Annotated in this window: 18 protein-coding genes and 2 pseudogenes; 12 read left to right on the top strand and 8 right to left on the bottom strand. The window is 62.9% G+C overall.

What is annotated here, in order from left to right; all coding sequences use genetic code 11:
* Window positions 1–288: 288 nt before the first annotated feature.
* The gene (locus tag B5525_RS02345; RefSeq protein ID WP_079564462.1) at window positions 289–513 is read right to left on the bottom strand and encodes a DUF6429 family protein; all 225 of its coding nucleotides are present in this window, start codon (window positions 511–513) and stop codon (window positions 289–291) included.
* Between the two features lie 242 nt (window positions 514–755).
* Here B5525_RS02345 and B5525_RS02350 point away from each other — a divergent pair, with 242 nt between their 5' ends.
* Window positions 756–1,010, top strand: coding sequence for a hypothetical protein (locus B5525_RS02350; protein ID WP_079564464.1), 255 nt, complete (start codon window positions 756–758; stop codon window positions 1,008–1,010).
* 90 nt (window positions 1,011–1,100) lie between these two features.
* Here B5525_RS02350 and B5525_RS02355 read toward each other — a convergent pair whose 3' ends face one another.
* Window positions 1,101–1,937, bottom strand: a complete 837-nt coding sequence (locus tag B5525_RS02355; protein ID WP_079572825.1) for a zinc/iron-chelating domain-containing protein — start codon at window positions 1,935–1,937, stop codon at window positions 1,101–1,103.
* Window positions 1,938–3,054: 1,117 nt separating this feature from the next.
* Here B5525_RS02355 and B5525_RS02360 point away from each other — a divergent pair.
* Window positions 3,055–3,312, top strand: coding sequence for a hypothetical protein (locus B5525_RS02360; RefSeq protein WP_079572827.1), 258 nt, complete (start codon window positions 3,055–3,057; stop codon window positions 3,310–3,312).
* A 158-nt stretch (window positions 3,313–3,470) separates the two neighbouring features.
* On the opposite strand, the gene B5525_RS02365 is transcribed toward B5525_RS02360, so the two are convergent.
* Window positions 3,471–3,911, bottom strand: a complete 441-nt coding sequence (locus B5525_RS02365) for a hypothetical protein (RefSeq protein ID WP_079564465.1) — start codon at window positions 3,909–3,911, stop codon at window positions 3,471–3,473.
* Window positions 3,912–4,106: 195 nt separating this feature from the next.
* Between B5525_RS02365 and B5525_RS02370 the strand changes: the two genes are divergently transcribed.
* From B5525_RS02370 to B5525_RS02380, 3 genes are all read left to right on the top strand, one after another.
* Window positions 4,107–4,805 carry a glutathione S-transferase family protein gene (locus B5525_RS02370; RefSeq protein ID WP_079564467.1) on the top strand — a complete coding sequence of 233 codons (699 nt, stop codon included), beginning with the start codon at window positions 4,107–4,109 and terminating at the stop codon, window positions 4,803–4,805.
* A gap of 433 nt (window positions 4,806–5,238) precedes the next feature.
* Window positions 5,239–5,877: a hypothetical protein gene (locus tag B5525_RS02375; protein WP_079572829.1), complete on the top strand. Its 639-nt coding sequence runs from the start codon at window positions 5,239–5,241 to the stop codon at window positions 5,875–5,877.
* A 34-nt stretch (window positions 5,878–5,911) separates the two neighbouring features.
* Entirely contained in the window at window positions 5,912–6,253 is a 342-nt protein-coding gene (locus tag B5525_RS02380) for an enhanced serine sensitivity protein SseB C-terminal domain-containing protein (RefSeq protein ID WP_079564468.1), read from the top strand.
* Window positions 6,254–6,298: 45 nt separating this feature from the next.
* Here the strand turns inward: B5525_RS02380 and B5525_RS02385 are convergent, their stop codons facing one another.
* Complete coding sequence (locus tag B5525_RS02385; protein ID WP_079564470.1) at window positions 6,299–6,643, bottom strand: hypothetical protein; 345 nt, start codon at window positions 6,641–6,643, stop codon at window positions 6,299–6,301.
* 149 nt (window positions 6,644–6,792) lie between these two features.
* A complete protein-coding gene (locus tag B5525_RS02390) occupies window positions 6,793–7,317 on the bottom strand; it encodes a hypothetical protein (protein WP_244567810.1) in 525 nt (174 codons plus the stop codon).
* A 51-nt stretch (window positions 7,318–7,368) separates the two neighbouring features.
* On the opposite strand from B5525_RS02390, the gene B5525_RS02395 reads away from it, so the two are divergent.
* From B5525_RS02395 to B5525_RS02405, 3 genes and pseudogenes are all read left to right on the top strand, one after another.
* A complete protein-coding gene (locus tag B5525_RS02395) occupies window positions 7,369–8,136 on the top strand; it encodes an SDR family NAD(P)-dependent oxidoreductase (RefSeq protein WP_079564471.1) in 768 nt (255 codons plus the stop codon).
* A gap of 187 nt (window positions 8,137–8,323) precedes the next feature.
* A complete protein-coding gene (locus B5525_RS02400) occupies window positions 8,324–8,575 on the top strand; it encodes a helix-turn-helix domain-containing protein (protein WP_079564473.1) in 252 nt (83 codons plus the stop codon).
* 126 nt (window positions 8,576–8,701) lie between these two features.
* A pseudogene (locus B5525_RS02405) lies at window positions 8,702–9,865 on the top strand (cytochrome P450); the annotation flags it as partial.
* A 387-nt stretch (window positions 9,866–10,252) separates the two neighbouring features.
* Here B5525_RS02405 and B5525_RS47460 read toward each other — a convergent pair.
* Both B5525_RS47460 and B5525_RS02420 read right to left on the bottom strand, forming a co-directional pair.
* Window positions 10,253–10,693 carry a hypothetical protein gene (locus B5525_RS47460; RefSeq protein WP_338075260.1) on the bottom strand — a complete coding sequence of 147 codons (441 nt, stop codon included), beginning with the start codon at window positions 10,691–10,693 and terminating at the stop codon, window positions 10,253–10,255.
* Between the two features lie 77 nt (window positions 10,694–10,770).
* Window positions 10,771–11,037, bottom strand: a complete 267-nt coding sequence (locus tag B5525_RS02420; RefSeq protein WP_079564475.1) for a DUF2277 domain-containing protein — start codon at window positions 11,035–11,037, stop codon at window positions 10,771–10,773.
* Between the two features lie 121 nt (window positions 11,038–11,158).
* Between B5525_RS02420 and B5525_RS02425 the strand changes: the two genes are divergently transcribed.
* From B5525_RS02425 to B5525_RS02440, 4 genes and pseudogenes are all read left to right on the top strand, one after another.
* A complete protein-coding gene (locus B5525_RS02425; RefSeq protein ID WP_079564476.1) occupies window positions 11,159–11,404 on the top strand; it encodes a DUF2188 domain-containing protein in 246 nt (81 codons plus the stop codon).
* Between the two features lie 10 nt (window positions 11,405–11,414).
* Window positions 11,415–11,718 (top strand): annotated as a pseudogene (locus tag B5525_RS02430) (alpha/beta fold hydrolase); the annotation flags it as partial.
* Between the two features lie 167 nt (window positions 11,719–11,885).
* Window positions 11,886–12,239 carry a hypothetical protein gene (locus B5525_RS02435; protein WP_079564478.1) on the top strand — a complete coding sequence of 118 codons (354 nt, stop codon included), beginning with the start codon at window positions 11,886–11,888 and terminating at the stop codon, window positions 12,237–12,239.
* 55 nt (window positions 12,240–12,294) lie between these two features.
* Window positions 12,295–12,900, top strand: coding sequence for a pyridoxamine 5'-phosphate oxidase family protein (locus B5525_RS02440; RefSeq protein ID WP_079564480.1), 606 nt, complete (start codon window positions 12,295–12,297; stop codon window positions 12,898–12,900).
* Window positions 12,901–13,107: 207 nt separating this feature from the next.
* Here the strand turns inward: B5525_RS02440 and bfr are convergent, their stop codons facing one another.
* On the bottom strand, window positions 13,108–13,593 hold the full coding sequence (bfr, locus tag B5525_RS02445) for a bacterioferritin (RefSeq protein ID WP_079564482.1): 486 nt from the start codon (window positions 13,591–13,593) through the stop codon (window positions 13,108–13,110).
* Between the last annotated feature and the right edge of the window lie 97 nt (window positions 13,594–13,690).

The following is a 13,690-nucleotide window of genomic DNA, read 5'->3' on the forward strand; positions in this document are numbered from 1 at the left end:
GCTTTTTGCACTTCTGAGGGTTGCTATTCTACTACCGCGCAATCTAAACTCGAGGGTACGGAAGCGGGCGGAAAATTCTTAGAGCGCGTTCATTTGGAGCTTAAGTTTAGCCTTGGAAATTTATCAACGGCCACGTCGGAGGTTTCTTCTCAACTCACACGGATTTGCACTTACCAACGAATTGCGCGGCTGGACCCAACTGCGTCAGCTCGTAGGGCGGGTTAGCGAAGCGTAACCCGCCGCTCCGCGACCGAAACAAAGTGGCGGATTACGCTCCGCTAATCCGCCCTACTTCCTGAACATCGTCTCGAACAATTCCTTCGCCCGTTCCAGCCCCTCTGGCGTGAAGACCACCGATTTCACTTTGCCGACGGGATCGTCGATCATGCCCTTGTCGTGCAGACGGCCGAGCACGCCCCAGTCAAAGCCTTTCCAGGCCCTGTCGCCGTCATGCAGGGTCAGATAGAGCAGCGCCAGCGCTGCGTCGTCGATCTTGTCGGTATTGAGGGCCATCGCGAACCTCTTGCCGCCAGCCGGTCTACGCTATCCTATTCAGGATCGCGCCGGGTGCAACCGGTTCGAACGAGACCGAGAATGGCGGGTTTCGCTTTCCGCCTTCGCTCTTCGAGCTTCGGCGGACAAGACGCTCAACCCGTCCTGCGAACTATGGTGAACAGCTCTATCACCGCGCCTTCATATGAGCCGGGCGTCATCAGCATCTCGACAAATCACCCCTCCGCCATTATTCTTCTGTCATGAACATCATCCGCCGGACACTGGATATCGACGCTGACACCGATGCGCGTCTGCGCGCGATGGCTGACGAGCGCGGTCAGGATGTCGCGGCGGTGCTCGCGGAAGCGGTGGCGCTGCTCGATTCCGTGGTCGATATCGCCGGACCCGATATCGGCGAGGACCGCCGGCGGCTCGACGCTTTCAAGCGAACCCGCGCCGCCGTGCCGCTGGATGAAGTGAAGAGCTGGGTGGCAAGCTGGGGTTCAGGTCGGTAGGGTGGGTTAGCGGAGCGTAACCCACCAACTTTTGTTGCCACATCAACGGTGGGTTACGGCTTACGCCTAATCCACCCTACGAACCGCGAGCTACGCTGACTCGGCATCCGACTCAGCATGCGGATGATTCGACAATCGCAGAAGCGCCGGCCGATAGGGCGGGTAAGGGTCGTCGTCATCCGGGATGGCGCAATAGCCGAATTCTTGCTGGATACGCTGAATCTCGGTGATGCGACCATATAAACGGTGCAAATGCTCGGGCGACCTGGCCTTCCAGTAGCGGAACGTTTCGGCGGCGACAGGCAGGAATGCGGTGCCGAACAGCGTGGGCTCGGGGACAATGGTTCGCCCGAGCAGGAGGAACTTGTCAGGACCGGAGACGATGAGGGTGGCATAGCTGCGGTTTCCGTTCATCCGGATGCCGTTGAGCGACCACTCGCACAACTTGCTGAAATACGGCTCCTGCCGCCACCGGTCGGGATAACCGGGATCGACCTGCACGTTGACGGCGTCCTGGCTGAAATGCACCACCATGCGCGCCCGCTCGGGAAACCACTCGTCGGCGAGATGACCTTGCAGCCAGGCGCAGTTGAACGACCGGCACATCTGCGGACGATCGTCGTAGATGGTGCATCCCTTGTCCACGTCGCAATGCTTGCACCACTCATTCACGGATTTCCCGACTTCCGTCACTTCGAGCAGCGTGCAGCAGCGGGAGCACGATCCACATTGCCGGACCTGTGGCGTCGCCAGCATGCCAGGTGCCGTGAAACCCCGGCTATCGCGAAGGAGCAGCTTCTGCTTCTCCAGCGCGTGTAATGCACGTTCGACTTTGAGGCGGGACAACCCGGTTGCGTCGACAATACCCCTGATCGTCGTCGCGCCGCTCTCGACGGCGCGAGCGACGTTCGACATCGCTTGATCCATTTTTTTCTTCTTCTTGTTCTTGTTGTTCTTGGCAGTGTTTGAACGCACTATCCCCAGCTTCGAGAAGCAATCAACGTCGCGTCGAGCCGCCCCCCTCTGCCGCGATTGCATGTTCACCTTCGCGTGATCCGCGCGCTGCAGGTTGCTTCGCCGCGCGCGCAAGGGCGATGTGGACGTGACGCCTGCGACACAACAACCCGACGGGCAAATCACCGAAACGCTGTCCAGCCCCGCCGCAAAAAATATTCCGCTTAACGCGTCGGGCAAATCAGTGCTTTAGCTCCGCGCGTCTCATCCGAATGAGGGGCGGGTCGCGATCGTCACGAACGTTGCGGTGAGATGCGGTGGACGCAAAGCGCGCGCGAGACGAGCGCGCGCGATGCGGACGGCGAAGTCGCGTGGTCCTGACGCCCCGACGCTGGCGTCAAGTTTCGCAGGTGCAGATCTGCGGAGCGACGGTGGCAAGAAAGCCCGGTCACCGGGGAGAGCGCGAAGTAAGCCGTAAACCATCGCGCAGGGAAAGCCGGATGTTTCCGGTTGAACCTGTGGTCCTACCCCCGTGCTTTTTTTGCACGGGACCCACGGGTGCAATCGGCACCCGGCTTTCCCTGCGCCCTCTCTTCACGAGGTGGGCGAAAACAGACACAAAGCTCGGACGCATCGCGCCGCGAGAACGCGGAGGCATGTCCGCAGGCTGTTTGACAATTGAATCGGAAGTTCACGCCGTTGAATCGGAGGGTCTCACCCCCGTCATGGCCTGCGACAAACGCGAAGCGTTTGCGCAAGGGGAGCGACAGCGACGAAGCAATCCATTACTTCAGCGAGCGGAAAAATGGATTGCTTCGCGGAGCCTGTCATCGGGCGCGCATACGCGCGACCCGTTGGCTCGCAATGACGCCGATGGTGATGCGGGAAGTGTGACATCGGCGACACGATGCCGGCCCTATATTCGCTCATGCGGGTGACATGCGCGTGAAAGGTCGCGGCGTCGACTTGCAACCATCGCGCTTTTGCCGCACCACTTGCAGGCTGGTCCATTGCAACGATGGGCACCGCCTCGGCAGAGGACACGCCGGGCGGCGTGGGTAACGTTTTGCAACAGGAGAGGAGATTCGTCATGCGTAGCGCTACCGCCCTCTGTGCCGCCGCCGGCATCGCTGCCTCATGCCTCGCGGTCGCCGCTCCCGCACAGGCCGATTATTATGTGATTCGCTGGGACAACACCGGCATCTGCCAGATCTGGAACGAGGACCTGAGATACAAGCCATTGCAATGGCCCTCGGACTACAAGGTCGTCGGCAAGCCGGTTCCGACCCTCTCTGCCGCGATGGCCGTGCAGGCGACAATGCGGCAGCAGCGCCACTGCACGCTCTAGAAATCGTAAGGCGGGTTAGCCGCACTTGTCCGCCGTAGCTCGAAGAGCGAAGGCGGAAGGCGTAACCCACCGCTTTCGTGCAAGAATGGTGGGTTACGCGGAGTTTATCATCGGGTGCGCATGCGCGCGACCGGTGGCTAACCGAGCCTGCGCAGTCGCTACTTCAACGTGATCGCCAGCCCGCTGAGATCGACGTTCGCCATCAGCCCGACCTGCCGGCCGGACAGTTCCAGCACCGCGCCCTTCTGGTTGCTCAATACGATCGCGCGGGCGCCGCCGCCGACGGCGAGCCCCGCGCCGGCAGCACCATAGACGCCGGCGACGTCGGAGGGACGGTAGATGTTGCTGACGCGGCCGCGCAGCACCGTCTTCGATCCGCCGAACACGAGGCCATAGTCGAGCCCGCCGGCGGACAGCGGGTAGCTTCGTCCGTGGAAGGTCAGCGACCCGCCGCCGCCGGAGCCGCCGATGATCCATCCCGCCTTGTAGATCGTCAGCGCGACAAAGCCTTCGTCGGCATGGGCGGCCGAGGACAGCACGGCACCGGCGAAAGCGGACAGGGCGATGAGCGCAGCACGAATGGCGGATGACATCTTCATTGGTAAAGTTCCCCAGGCGGTTTTGTGAGCAGGCGTCGCGACGCAGAGCGATTCGCGCTGCCGCGAGTGTAGCCGATGGACGGGATCGGCAAAGCGTATTCCGCTTCTCCGCCCGGCTTCGCGATGCGACCCCACCATCGTCTATGCGGACCTCCGGGGTTGAGGTAGCCTTATCCTAATCTCGGGGGTCTCCACATGCTCACGCTCTACTCCTACCCGACGTTGTTCGGCGTCGCCGACAACAACGGCTACGGCCTGAAGGTATTTGCGTTCCTGCGGCTTGCGGGAGTTCCGTTCCGGCACGAACATATTTTCGACGCCTCGAAGGCGCCGCGCGGCCAGCTTCCCTATATCGTCGATGGCGACGACACGGTCGGCGACAGCGATACCATCCTGCATTTTGTCACGCGAAGATACGCGGTGACGATCGACGCCGCGCTTACACCTGCGCAGCGAACCACGAACCTGCTGGTCGCGCGCATGCTCGACGATCTCTATTGGGTGATGTCGTATTCGCGCTGGCAGGACGAGCGCTTCTGGCCGGCGTTCCAGGCTGCGCTCAAGCGCGAGCATCCGAACCTGTCCGAGGACGGCCTCGCCAAGGCCAAGGCGTTCAACCATCAGCGCTACTACTACCAGGGCATCGGCCGCTTCGATCCCGATGCCGCCATGGCGCGCGGGCTTGCCGATCTCGGCGCCCTCGCCGCGCTGATCCCCGCGCAGGGCTATGTCCATGGCGGGAAGCCGACCAGCATCGATGCCGCCATCTACGGCTTCGTCGCCAACATCTATTTCTACGATATCGATACGCCGCTGAAGCAATTCGTCGTCGCCCACAAGAATATCGTCCGGCATTGCGGTGCGATTCATGAAGCGGTCAGCGGGGCGGTATGATGCGGTGGCCCCGCCCGATTTGAACCTCATCAGGGTTCCCGGTACTAACCCATGGCCGGATACTTCCACCGGGCGTCACACCCCGCAGACCGCGCGGAGACGACGTGACATTTTTCCTGCAGGAGCCATCATTTCATGCATCGAATTTTCCAAAAGTCCGTGGGCGCGAAGGTGCCGACTCTGGTCGAGGCGCTCGCCGTCAAGGAGCATCTCCTGCGCAAGCGCGTCTGCGCGTTCTGAACACCGATCGATCGGCGGATCGGGTGGGCACGTGCGCGGTTGCGCCGTGCCCACCGTTTTTTCATCGCGAGGAAAACGCGTCGCGCAAAATTCCGCTGCAATGCCGGGTTACCGCTTTCCGCCTTCGCTTTTCGCTACGGCGGACAAACCGCCCGACTCACCCTGCGCTTTGCTCAACCGACAGGCCGTTCGCATGCGCTCAGCTTTGCCAACACTCGTCGCGATCGGCCTGCTCTGCGATTCGGCCGCGCCGTCATACGCGGAAGTCCCGCAGGCGTCGCTTACGGTGATCTCGCCGGTGTTCGGGCAATTGGTGCGGTTTTCGATGCCGGCGAACTTCATCGCCGTGTCGCAGAGTACCAAGGAGGCGTTCTATATCCGCGAGGCCGTGCTGAAGGGCGAGACGGCCACGCAATGGTCGCAGATGATCACGATCACCGGCGCCAGGGGACAGGCAAGTGCGGCGAATTTCTCGCCGCAGGGACTAGCCGGCGTGATCGCGGGCGGCTTCAAGCGGGCCTGTCCCGACAGTTTTGTCGCCAAGGGACTCGGCGCGACAAGATTCGGCGATCGCGACGCCTATGCGGCGGTGGCAGGCTGCGGCAAGGTCGGCGCCGATGGGCACAGCGAAACCGTGCTGATCATCGCGGTGCAGGGAAGTTCCGATGCCTATACGATCCAGTGGGCCGAGCGCGCGGCGACGGCGTCATCGAATCCCGACATCGATGAGGCAAAATGGCAGGGGAGGCTGCGCGAGCTGATGCCGATCCGGCTTTGCGCGATCGTGCCGGGCGAGGCCGCGCCCTATCCGAGCTGCCTGCAGCAGAAGTGACCCGTAGGGTGGCGCGCAGGACAGGGAGATTTCGATGATCGACGAATTTTCCACGCCCGACATCGCGTTCGTCGGCGAACAGGACGGTCCGGCCGAGCGGCGCCTGAAGGAGGCGCTCGCGGTCGTGCTCGATCTCGACCCAAGCGTGAGCCGGGCCTATCTCGCGCGCGTGCTCTACGACGGGACAATCTCCGGTGTGATGCTGGCGCTATTGACCGACGGCGAACAAGACAGCGAGAAACTGGTGGCGCAGGCCGGCCGGACCTTTGCGGCGCTGTTCAACGCCAAGGCCAGTCTGGAAGTCATTTTTCTCGACGGAAAGAAAGATGTTGAAATCAGGAAAGTGTGCGCGCCGTTTTTTGAGCGGGAGGGATGAGATGGCCGGGACAAGCGCGGCCATGAAAGAAAAGGCCAACACGCCCTACGGCACGTTGAACTGTTTCCTGTTCGAGGCGCCGATCACCTCGATGCCCTTGGTGCCGAGCAGATGCGTGATATCGAGCGCGACGTGATAGGGCGCCGTCTGCGGCAGCCCGATGCCCTGCTGGCAGGCGACCACCTCGATGCCGCAATATTCCGGCCGCGCGATATTGATCAGCGGATGCAGTTCGACCTTCATCGTCAGCCAGGGCTTGGTTCCTGCCACGATCAGGAAAAACGTCTTCGAGACGAAACCCGGCACCACGTCCGCCTTGTCGAAATCGATCAGGCGGCAGGTCGAGGAATGCGGCAAAGCCTCGAACGCCTTCAAATACATTTCTTCCATGACAAACTCTTTTTGCGAAACCCGAAACCGTGACGACTGATGAAGTGTTATCTTAATGCAATCTAAAATTGTTAACAAGCGCTGGGGAGTTGTGCCTTCAGGCGCGCGTTGGCGCGAACCGTCGGCGGAACCACGCCTTGCAAAATAATCTACCTCTTCTTCATCAACGCATCGCGCGCCGCGGAGAGTTCCAGGAATTCGCGCGCGCTGCCGCCGGCATCCGGATGCACGCGCTTGGCGACATGCTTCCACGCCCGGTGGATCTCGGGAACGGACAGGCGACGATCGAGCGGCAATCCGAGCATCTGCCGATAGCGCTCCTCCGCCGTCAGCGACTTCATGCTGCTCTGGCGCCTGCCGAACTGCGGAGTGGTCAGCGTGTGCAGGGCTTCGCGAACAATGCCGAGGCGGCGGCGCGCGGCGTCCTGGATGCTGCGATCGGCAGTTCCAGCCGCGGCGCTGCGCAGAATCGGCAGCGCCTGCGTCGCCGCTTGGCGAAGCATCGGCTGTTCGCTGAATCGCGCGATATCGTCCGCAAGGCAGGCGGCCTCTTGGTAGTCGGGCGCGGCCGCCGACCAGATCCGCTCGATGCCGAGTTTCCATTCCGCGATTCGCCTGTCCATGGCCACGCCATACAACCCACCGGTAAAGCTTTTCGTTTCCGCGTCGGCCATTTTGAATTAGTTTGTATCGAACGATTAAAAACAAAAGCAGAGGAAATCCCGATGGCCCTTCTCCAGAACCATATCGCTGTTGTCACCGGCGCCGGCTCCGGCATTGGGCAAGCGATCGCATCGGGCTATGCGCGCGAGGGCGCGAAAGTGGTGCTGCTCGACGTCAACGCGCAGGCCGCGGCCGAGGCGGCGCGGGAGATCAGCCAAAGTGGCGGCAAGGCGGAGAGCTTTGCGCTCGATGTCACCAGCCGCGAAGACTGCGTCGCGGTGGCAAAGCAGGTCGCCGACAAGGTCGGCCACGTCTCGATCCTGGTCAACAACGCCGGCATCGCCCGCCGCAACGGCATGCTGGGTGCGCTCGAGACCGTGATCGAGGATTGGGAAGACATCATCGCCATCAACCTCACCGGCGTCTTCAATGTCACGCATGCATTTCTCGGCGCCTTGCGCGCCGCCAAGGGGCGCATCGTCAATATCGGTTCGATCCAGTCCTTCGTGCATGTGCGCACGCCGAGTTCGCCCGCCTACACCGCCTCCAAGCACGGCGTGCTCGGCTTCACCAAGGCGCTGGCCGCGGAACTCGGCAAGGACGGCGTGCGCGTCAATGCGATCGGGCCGGGGTTCATCGAAACGCCGCTGAACGAGAAGGTGCGCGCCAGCGATCCTTCGCTCGTCAAGATCTTCCTCGACCATACCCCGCTCGGCCGCGCCGGAAAGCCCGAGGACATCGTGGGGCCCGCGCTGTTCCTGGCGTCCGATCTATCCGGCTACGTCACGGGATCGATCGTGATGGCCGATGGCGGCTACCGGACGATCTGAACCGATGGTTCCACAGTCATATTGCGAGGAGTGTCAGCGACGAAGCCAGCCGGCCGGCCTCGCCCGCGCAGTTCCGCCCTCGTGTTAGGGATTTATTAACCGACTCCCCCCACGGTCCCCATGCTGGGGGTAGTTGGTTCTCGATGTTTCCGCTCCGGGATGGGCGGGCGTTGATCGGGAGGTGTCCATGACCCATGAGTCCGCTGTACCAGCGCCGGAAATGCCGGCTCTTTTGCTGGCCCCAAGTGAAATCGTGCCCCTGCTGATCGGATCGACAATCGGCGAGGTCGAACGGGAGCTGGTGCTGCATACCCTTCGCCGCTGCGACGGCAACCGGACCCGCGCCGCGCGCGTGCTCGGATTATCCGTGCGCACCATGCGCAACAAGATCCGTCAATATTCGGCCGACGGGATCGACGTGCCCGCGCATCACGACTAAGGCGTTTTCAAGCGGGACCGGTTCGCGTCGAACCGAGAATCCGGAGCGCGCCGCGATCGGGGATTTGACAGTCCGGCAGCGCTTGGCCACCCTGTGCGTCAACCGCCGCACCGGACGCCCCACGCCATGTCCAACGCCCCGCATTTCGACATCGACGTCGCGTCGTTCTGGGCCGATCCCTATCCGGATCTGGCGCGAATGCGGCGCGAGGCGCCAATCGCGTTCGTGCCGCAGCTCGGTTCGACCGTCTTCACCCGGCGCGACGACATCTTCCGCCAAGAGAAACGCATCGACGTGTTCTCCTCGCATCAGCCGGCCGGACTGATGAACATCCTGATGGGCCACAACATGATGCGCAAGGACGGCGAGGCGCACATGGCCGAGCGCGCCGCGATGTTCCCCGCGGTGTCGCCGCGCGCGGTGCGCGACACCTGGAGCCGGCAGTTCAATGCCCATGCCGACCGCATCCTCGACGAACTCGCCCCTGCCGGCCATGCCGACCTCTGCAAGGCGTTCGCGTTGCCGCTGTCGGCCGAATGCCTGAAGGACATCACCGGGCTGACCAACATGCACTTTGCCGACATGGACGCCTGGTCGCAGGCCATGATCGACGGCATCGCCAATTACATCGGCAACAAGGAGGTCGAGGCGCGCTGCCACGCCGCCACGTCGGGGATTGATGCGGCGATCGACGACATGATCCCGGTGGTGACGAAACATCCCAACCATTCCATCCTCAGCGTGCTGCTCGCCGCCGGCATGAACATCGACAGCGTGCGCGCCAACGTCAAGCTGGCGATCTCGGGCGGACAGAACGAGCCGCGCGACGCCATCTCCGGCACGATCTGGGCGCTGCTGACGCATCCCGACCAGCTGGCATTGCTGCGCGATGGCAGCGCAAAATGGATCGACGTGTTCGAGGAATATGCGCGCTGGATCGCGCCGATCGGGATGTCGCCGCGGCGGGTGGCGAAACCCTGGTCGTATGGCGGCGTCGATTTCGAGCCGGAGGATCGCGTGTTCTTCATGTTCGGCTCGGCCAACCGCGACGAGGCCTGTTTCGAGAACCCCGATTGCTTCGACATCACCCGCAACACCCAGAAGAGCATCGCCTTCGGCGCCGGCCCGCATTATTGCGCCGGCGCCTTTGCCTCGCGCGCGATGGTCGCCGACGTGGCGCTGCCCGGTATTTTTGCAGCATTGAAGGGCCTGCGGCTCGACGCGCGCGAGCAGGTTAAGATCGGCGGCTGGGCGTTTCGCGGGCTATTGAATCTGCCGGTGGTGTGGGATGGGGGTAAGCCGTTGGTCAAAGTGCGCCGCGCCGCAGCCGGCCTCTCGCCCACGTCCCAAGCAACAGGACCAGCGCGAGAAGCGCAACGATGGCCGTCATCAATTCCATGCTTCGCAACAGGAACGCGAGCTGAACCGCCCACCCCGGCTGCGGTTCCTCGGCGAATGCAATCGGCACGATATCGGGGACGAACAACCGCTCCGCGCCGAGCGCTATACCGAAAACGACGAGCCACAGCCAGAACACTTTCCATCCCGCATTCATCGGTCGCCCCTGTGCCACGCTGGCCGCTGACTTGCTTGATGGCACGAAATCGCCGGCCACGATTGATGTTGATCAATGCCACCTGAAGCTTCGGCGCAATTGATGCCGTCATCGAACGTCTGCTAAGGAAGAGTCTGCAGTTGATCGGGAGTGCGCGCGTGGCGGACGAGATTCGGCAAGGACGGCAGGGGCCGCAAGGCGCACGCGGCGAGCCGGGTCGTTCGGGTCCGCAAGGCCATCCCGGACGGCCCGGACCGGAAGGTCCGCGCGGCAAGCCGGGTCCGCAAGGCAAGGCCGGGGCGCAAGGCCCGCGCGGCGAGCCTGGCGCGCAAGGCAAGCCCGGCCCGCAAGGCCCGGCCGGCCCGCGCGGCGAACCCGGTGCGCGCGGGCCGCTGCCGTCGATCGAGCAGGTGATGCCGTGGCTGCATCTCGTGTTCGATGCCTACGAGGATTACAAGCGATTGCGCGAGCGCGAAGCCGCCGAGCGTGAAGCCGTCGAACGCGCCGTGCTGGAGGCGGGCGAGCACGGCGAAGGGTCCGAAGACGACGACGATGACGAGCACACAAGGACAAGAAAAAGAAACGACACAAGGACAAGAAGAAGTAGTCAAGTGCACTTCGTCCTGTTCCGGCCTTCCTCTCACCCGAACCGCAGCTTCGATCGCTCCCTGGCCTTTTCGGCCTCGATTTCCCGGTCTCGCGCCGGCGCTTGCGTATGCAGCGATGTGAGGAGGCGCCGGGCGGCGGCGGCGACCTCGGCGACCGCGCGATCGAACGCCTCGGCGTTGGCCTGCGACGGCCTGTTGAAGCCCGACAGCTTGCGCACGAACTGCAGCGCCGAGGCCTGTATTTCATCCTCGGTCGCGGGCGGCTCGAAATTGAACAGCGTCTTGATGTTCCGGCACATTGGTTGTCTCCTTAATCCCGCCCGGGCCTGCTCCTAAATACCTGCATCAAATCCCATTTTGGCATAGAATGGCCGTGACGTTCACCCCCGCCGCTCCGGCAAATCCAGCGAGTTCCTAAGCATGTCCCACGTCACCTACAAGATCGTTCAGCACGATGGCGGCTGGGCCTATACCTCCAATGGCGTGTTCTCCGAGCCGTTTGCGACCCACGCCGCGGCCCTTGCCGCCGCCAGGCGCGCCGCCGCCGAGCAGCGCGTGCCCGGGCGGACCGAGGCGATCGAATACGAGACGCCCGATGGCAAATGGCATACCGAGACCGCCGCCGGCATCGACCGCCCCGAGACCGACGTCGAGGACGCGCCGTAATATTCCCGCTGCGCGGCGGATCACCGCCGATGCCAATGACTTCATCTAGCAATGGGAAGCCTCGCACGATTCAATCCTTCTCCCGGGCTCGAGAAGATCGAGGCGACGGTGCTCGCGATCAATGCCGACGACGACGAACGCAATCTGCCGGAGACCGGCGTCACCGACGCCGCGTTGAAGCGCATTAGAAATGCAAAACTCTATCTGATCCCGGCTTCGACCGAGACCCGCGGTCATCTCACCACCGGCAACGCCAGGTTCTACCGGCAGCATTGCAGGAATTGCTGGCGACCGCGCCGCAGCGAACGATGTGACCAGCTGATTTCGCACTGCATCAATCTCGCAGGCGCGAGATGTCAGCATATTTTTTGAGCATGCATCCGCGGCTTGGCTCAGGCTTAATCGCGTTCGATTGCTCAGGAGATTCGTGGCGCGCAAAAGCGGCCCGCCACGATGCGGATGCAACGCTGTGGAGGATCGCATGCGAAGGTTCGCGCAGATCGCGCTGCTGGCGTGCCTGCCCATGCTCGCGGGCGCGGCTTTCGCCTTCGACAACGGGCAATACGAAAACGTCCCTGCTGACATCCGCGCCTGGTTCAAGGGCGTGATGGCGCCGAACGGCGTGCCCTGCTGCGACATTGCCGACGGTCACCGCACCGAATATGATTTCCGGGAGGGCGCCTATTGGGTGCCGATCGAGGGCCAGTGGATGCAGGTTCCGGCGCACGCCATCATTCGCGACCGCGGCAACCCGGTCGGCGAAGCCGTGGTGTGGTACGTGCATCACCGCGGCAGCATCATCATCAGCTGTTTTGTTCCCGCCGACGCGGTGTGAGTGCATTAACGAGCCCTTGCTGATATTATCGCCGAAACCTGACCGGAGAGACCCCTTGACCGAACTCGCCGCATGCGATCTCGAGAAGATCTATCAGAAGCCCACGCCGCGCGTGCTTGCAAAGGCGCGTCCGGAGATCGACGCGCATGCCAGGAAATTCATCGCGATGTCGCCGTTCTGCGTGCTCGCCACCTCGGGCTCCGACGGCAGCGTCGACGCCTCGCCGCGCGGCGGCAATCCCGGTTTTGTCCATGTCGCTGGGCCGAACCGGCTATTGATGCCCGATCGCTCCGGCAACAACCGGATCGACAGTTTTCGCAATATCGTTGAGGGGTCGGGCTTCGTGCAGCTGATCTTCTTCGTGCCCGGCATCGACGAGACGCTGCGCGTGGGCGGCACCGGCACGCTGTCGGCGGAACCGGAACTGCTGGCTTCGATGGAGGAGTTCGGCAAGCCGCCCCGCGCGGTGCTGAGCATCAGCGTGCGGGAGGCCTATTTCCATTGCGGCAAGGCGCTGATGCGCTCGAAACTGTGGTCGGCGGACACGCGCGTCGAACGCGGCGTGATGCCGAGCATCAGCGAAGTCATTCACGACCAGACCGGCCTGGGCGAGCCGGAGAACCAGGCCGTGGTCGAGGCGCGCTACAGGACGCAGCTCTGAGCCGCTTGCATGACGCTGATACAAGGTCGGTTGTCATCATCCGCCACCACCGGGTCTCGCCTTCGACGAGCCCGATGACAGGCTCCGGCGGATGATCGCGTACGCCGCGACCTCTCGGCTCAATCGCTGACGCTGGTGGAATACGCCTCGCCGGCGATGAGGGCTGTGGGTGTCGGTCGCGACGCGGGCTCACCGCGAGCGCGCGTCCTAATGCTCGCTCTCGAGCCCGCCGACGTGCTTCTGGGTATAAAGCTCAAGTCCGATCCGCCCGATCAGATCGAGCTGGGTTTCGAGGAAGTCGATGTGATGCTCCTCGTCCTTCATCAGGCGTTCGAACAGGTCGCGCGAGACGTAGTCCTTGACGCCGTGGCAGTAGGTCGCCGCTTCCTGGTAAAGCGTTCGCGCCGCGACCTCGGTGGCCAGATCGCATTCGATGATTTCCTTGACGTTCTGGCCGATCCGCAAGGGGTCGAGCACCTGCATGTTGGGAAAGCCGTCAAGGAACAGGATGCGGTCGGTGAACTTGTCGGCGTGCTCCATCTCCTCGATGGATTCCTTGCGCCAGGTCTTGGCCATCTCCAGCAGGCCCCAGTTGTTCAGTATCCGGTAATGCAGCCAATACTGGTTGATGGCGGTGAGCTCGCTGCGCAGGCCCTTGTTGAGATAATCGATGACCTTGGGATCGCCCTGCATGATGCTCTCTCGCTGTCGTGACGTGATGGCGAAAGCTAGGTCACATTTCCGGCAAGAGCAACCCTCTGCCGGCGGCGACGCGGAGGCGCATAAGATT

The sequence above is a fragment of the Bradyrhizobium erythrophlei genome (assembly GCF_900129505.1).
GTDB classification, from domain to species: domain Bacteria; phylum Pseudomonadota; class Alphaproteobacteria; order Rhizobiales; family Xanthobacteraceae; genus Bradyrhizobium; species Bradyrhizobium erythrophlei_D.

Bases quoted from the DNA above. Each gene is read 5' to 3' on its own strand.
- B5525_RS02345 (WP_079564462.1), bottom strand. From the start codon at position 513: ATGGCCCTCAATACCGACAAGATCGACGACGCAGCGCTGGCGCTGCTC.
- B5525_RS02350 (WP_079564464.1), top strand. From the start codon at position 756: ATGAACATCATCCGCCGGACACTGGATATCGACGCTGACACCGATGCG.
- B5525_RS02355 (WP_079572825.1), bottom strand. From the start codon at position 1,937: ATGGATCAAGCGATGTCGAACGTCGCTCGCGCCGTCGAGAGCGGCGCG.
- B5525_RS02360 (WP_079572827.1), top strand. From the start codon at position 3,055: ATGCGTAGCGCTACCGCCCTCTGTGCCGCCGCCGGCATCGCTGCCTCA.
- B5525_RS02365 (WP_079564465.1), bottom strand. From the start codon at position 3,911: ATGAAGATGTCATCCGCCATTCGTGCTGCGCTCATCGCCCTGTCCGCT.
- B5525_RS02370 (WP_079564467.1), top strand. From the start codon at position 4,107: ATGCTCACGCTCTACTCCTACCCGACGTTGTTCGGCGTCGCCGACAAC.
- B5525_RS02375 (WP_079572829.1), top strand. From the start codon at position 5,239: ATGCGCTCAGCTTTGCCAACACTCGTCGCGATCGGCCTGCTCTGCGAT.
- B5525_RS02380 (WP_079564468.1), top strand. From the start codon at position 5,912: ATGATCGACGAATTTTCCACGCCCGACATCGCGTTCGTCGGCGAACAG.
- B5525_RS02385 (WP_079564470.1), bottom strand. From the start codon at position 6,643: ATGGAAGAAATGTATTTGAAGGCGTTCGAGGCTTTGCCGCATTCCTCG.
- B5525_RS02390 (WP_244567810.1), bottom strand. From the start codon at position 7,317: ATGGCCGACGCGGAAACGAAAAGCTTTACCGGTGGGTTGTATGGCGTG.
- B5525_RS02395 (WP_079564471.1), top strand. From the start codon at position 7,369: ATGGCCCTTCTCCAGAACCATATCGCTGTTGTCACCGGCGCCGGCTCC.
- B5525_RS02400 (WP_079564473.1), top strand. From the start codon at position 8,324: ATGACCCATGAGTCCGCTGTACCAGCGCCGGAAATGCCGGCTCTTTTG.
- B5525_RS02420 (WP_079564475.1), bottom strand. From the start codon at position 11,037: ATGTGCCGGAACATCAAGACGCTGTTCAATTTCGAGCCGCCCGCGACC.
- B5525_RS02425 (WP_079564476.1), top strand. From the start codon at position 11,159: ATGTCCCACGTCACCTACAAGATCGTTCAGCACGATGGCGGCTGGGCC.
- B5525_RS02435 (WP_079564478.1), top strand. From the start codon at position 11,886: ATGCGAAGGTTCGCGCAGATCGCGCTGCTGGCGTGCCTGCCCATGCTC.
- bfr (WP_079564482.1), bottom strand. From the start codon at position 13,593: ATGCAGGGCGATCCCAAGGTCATCGATTATCTCAACAAGGGCCTGCGC.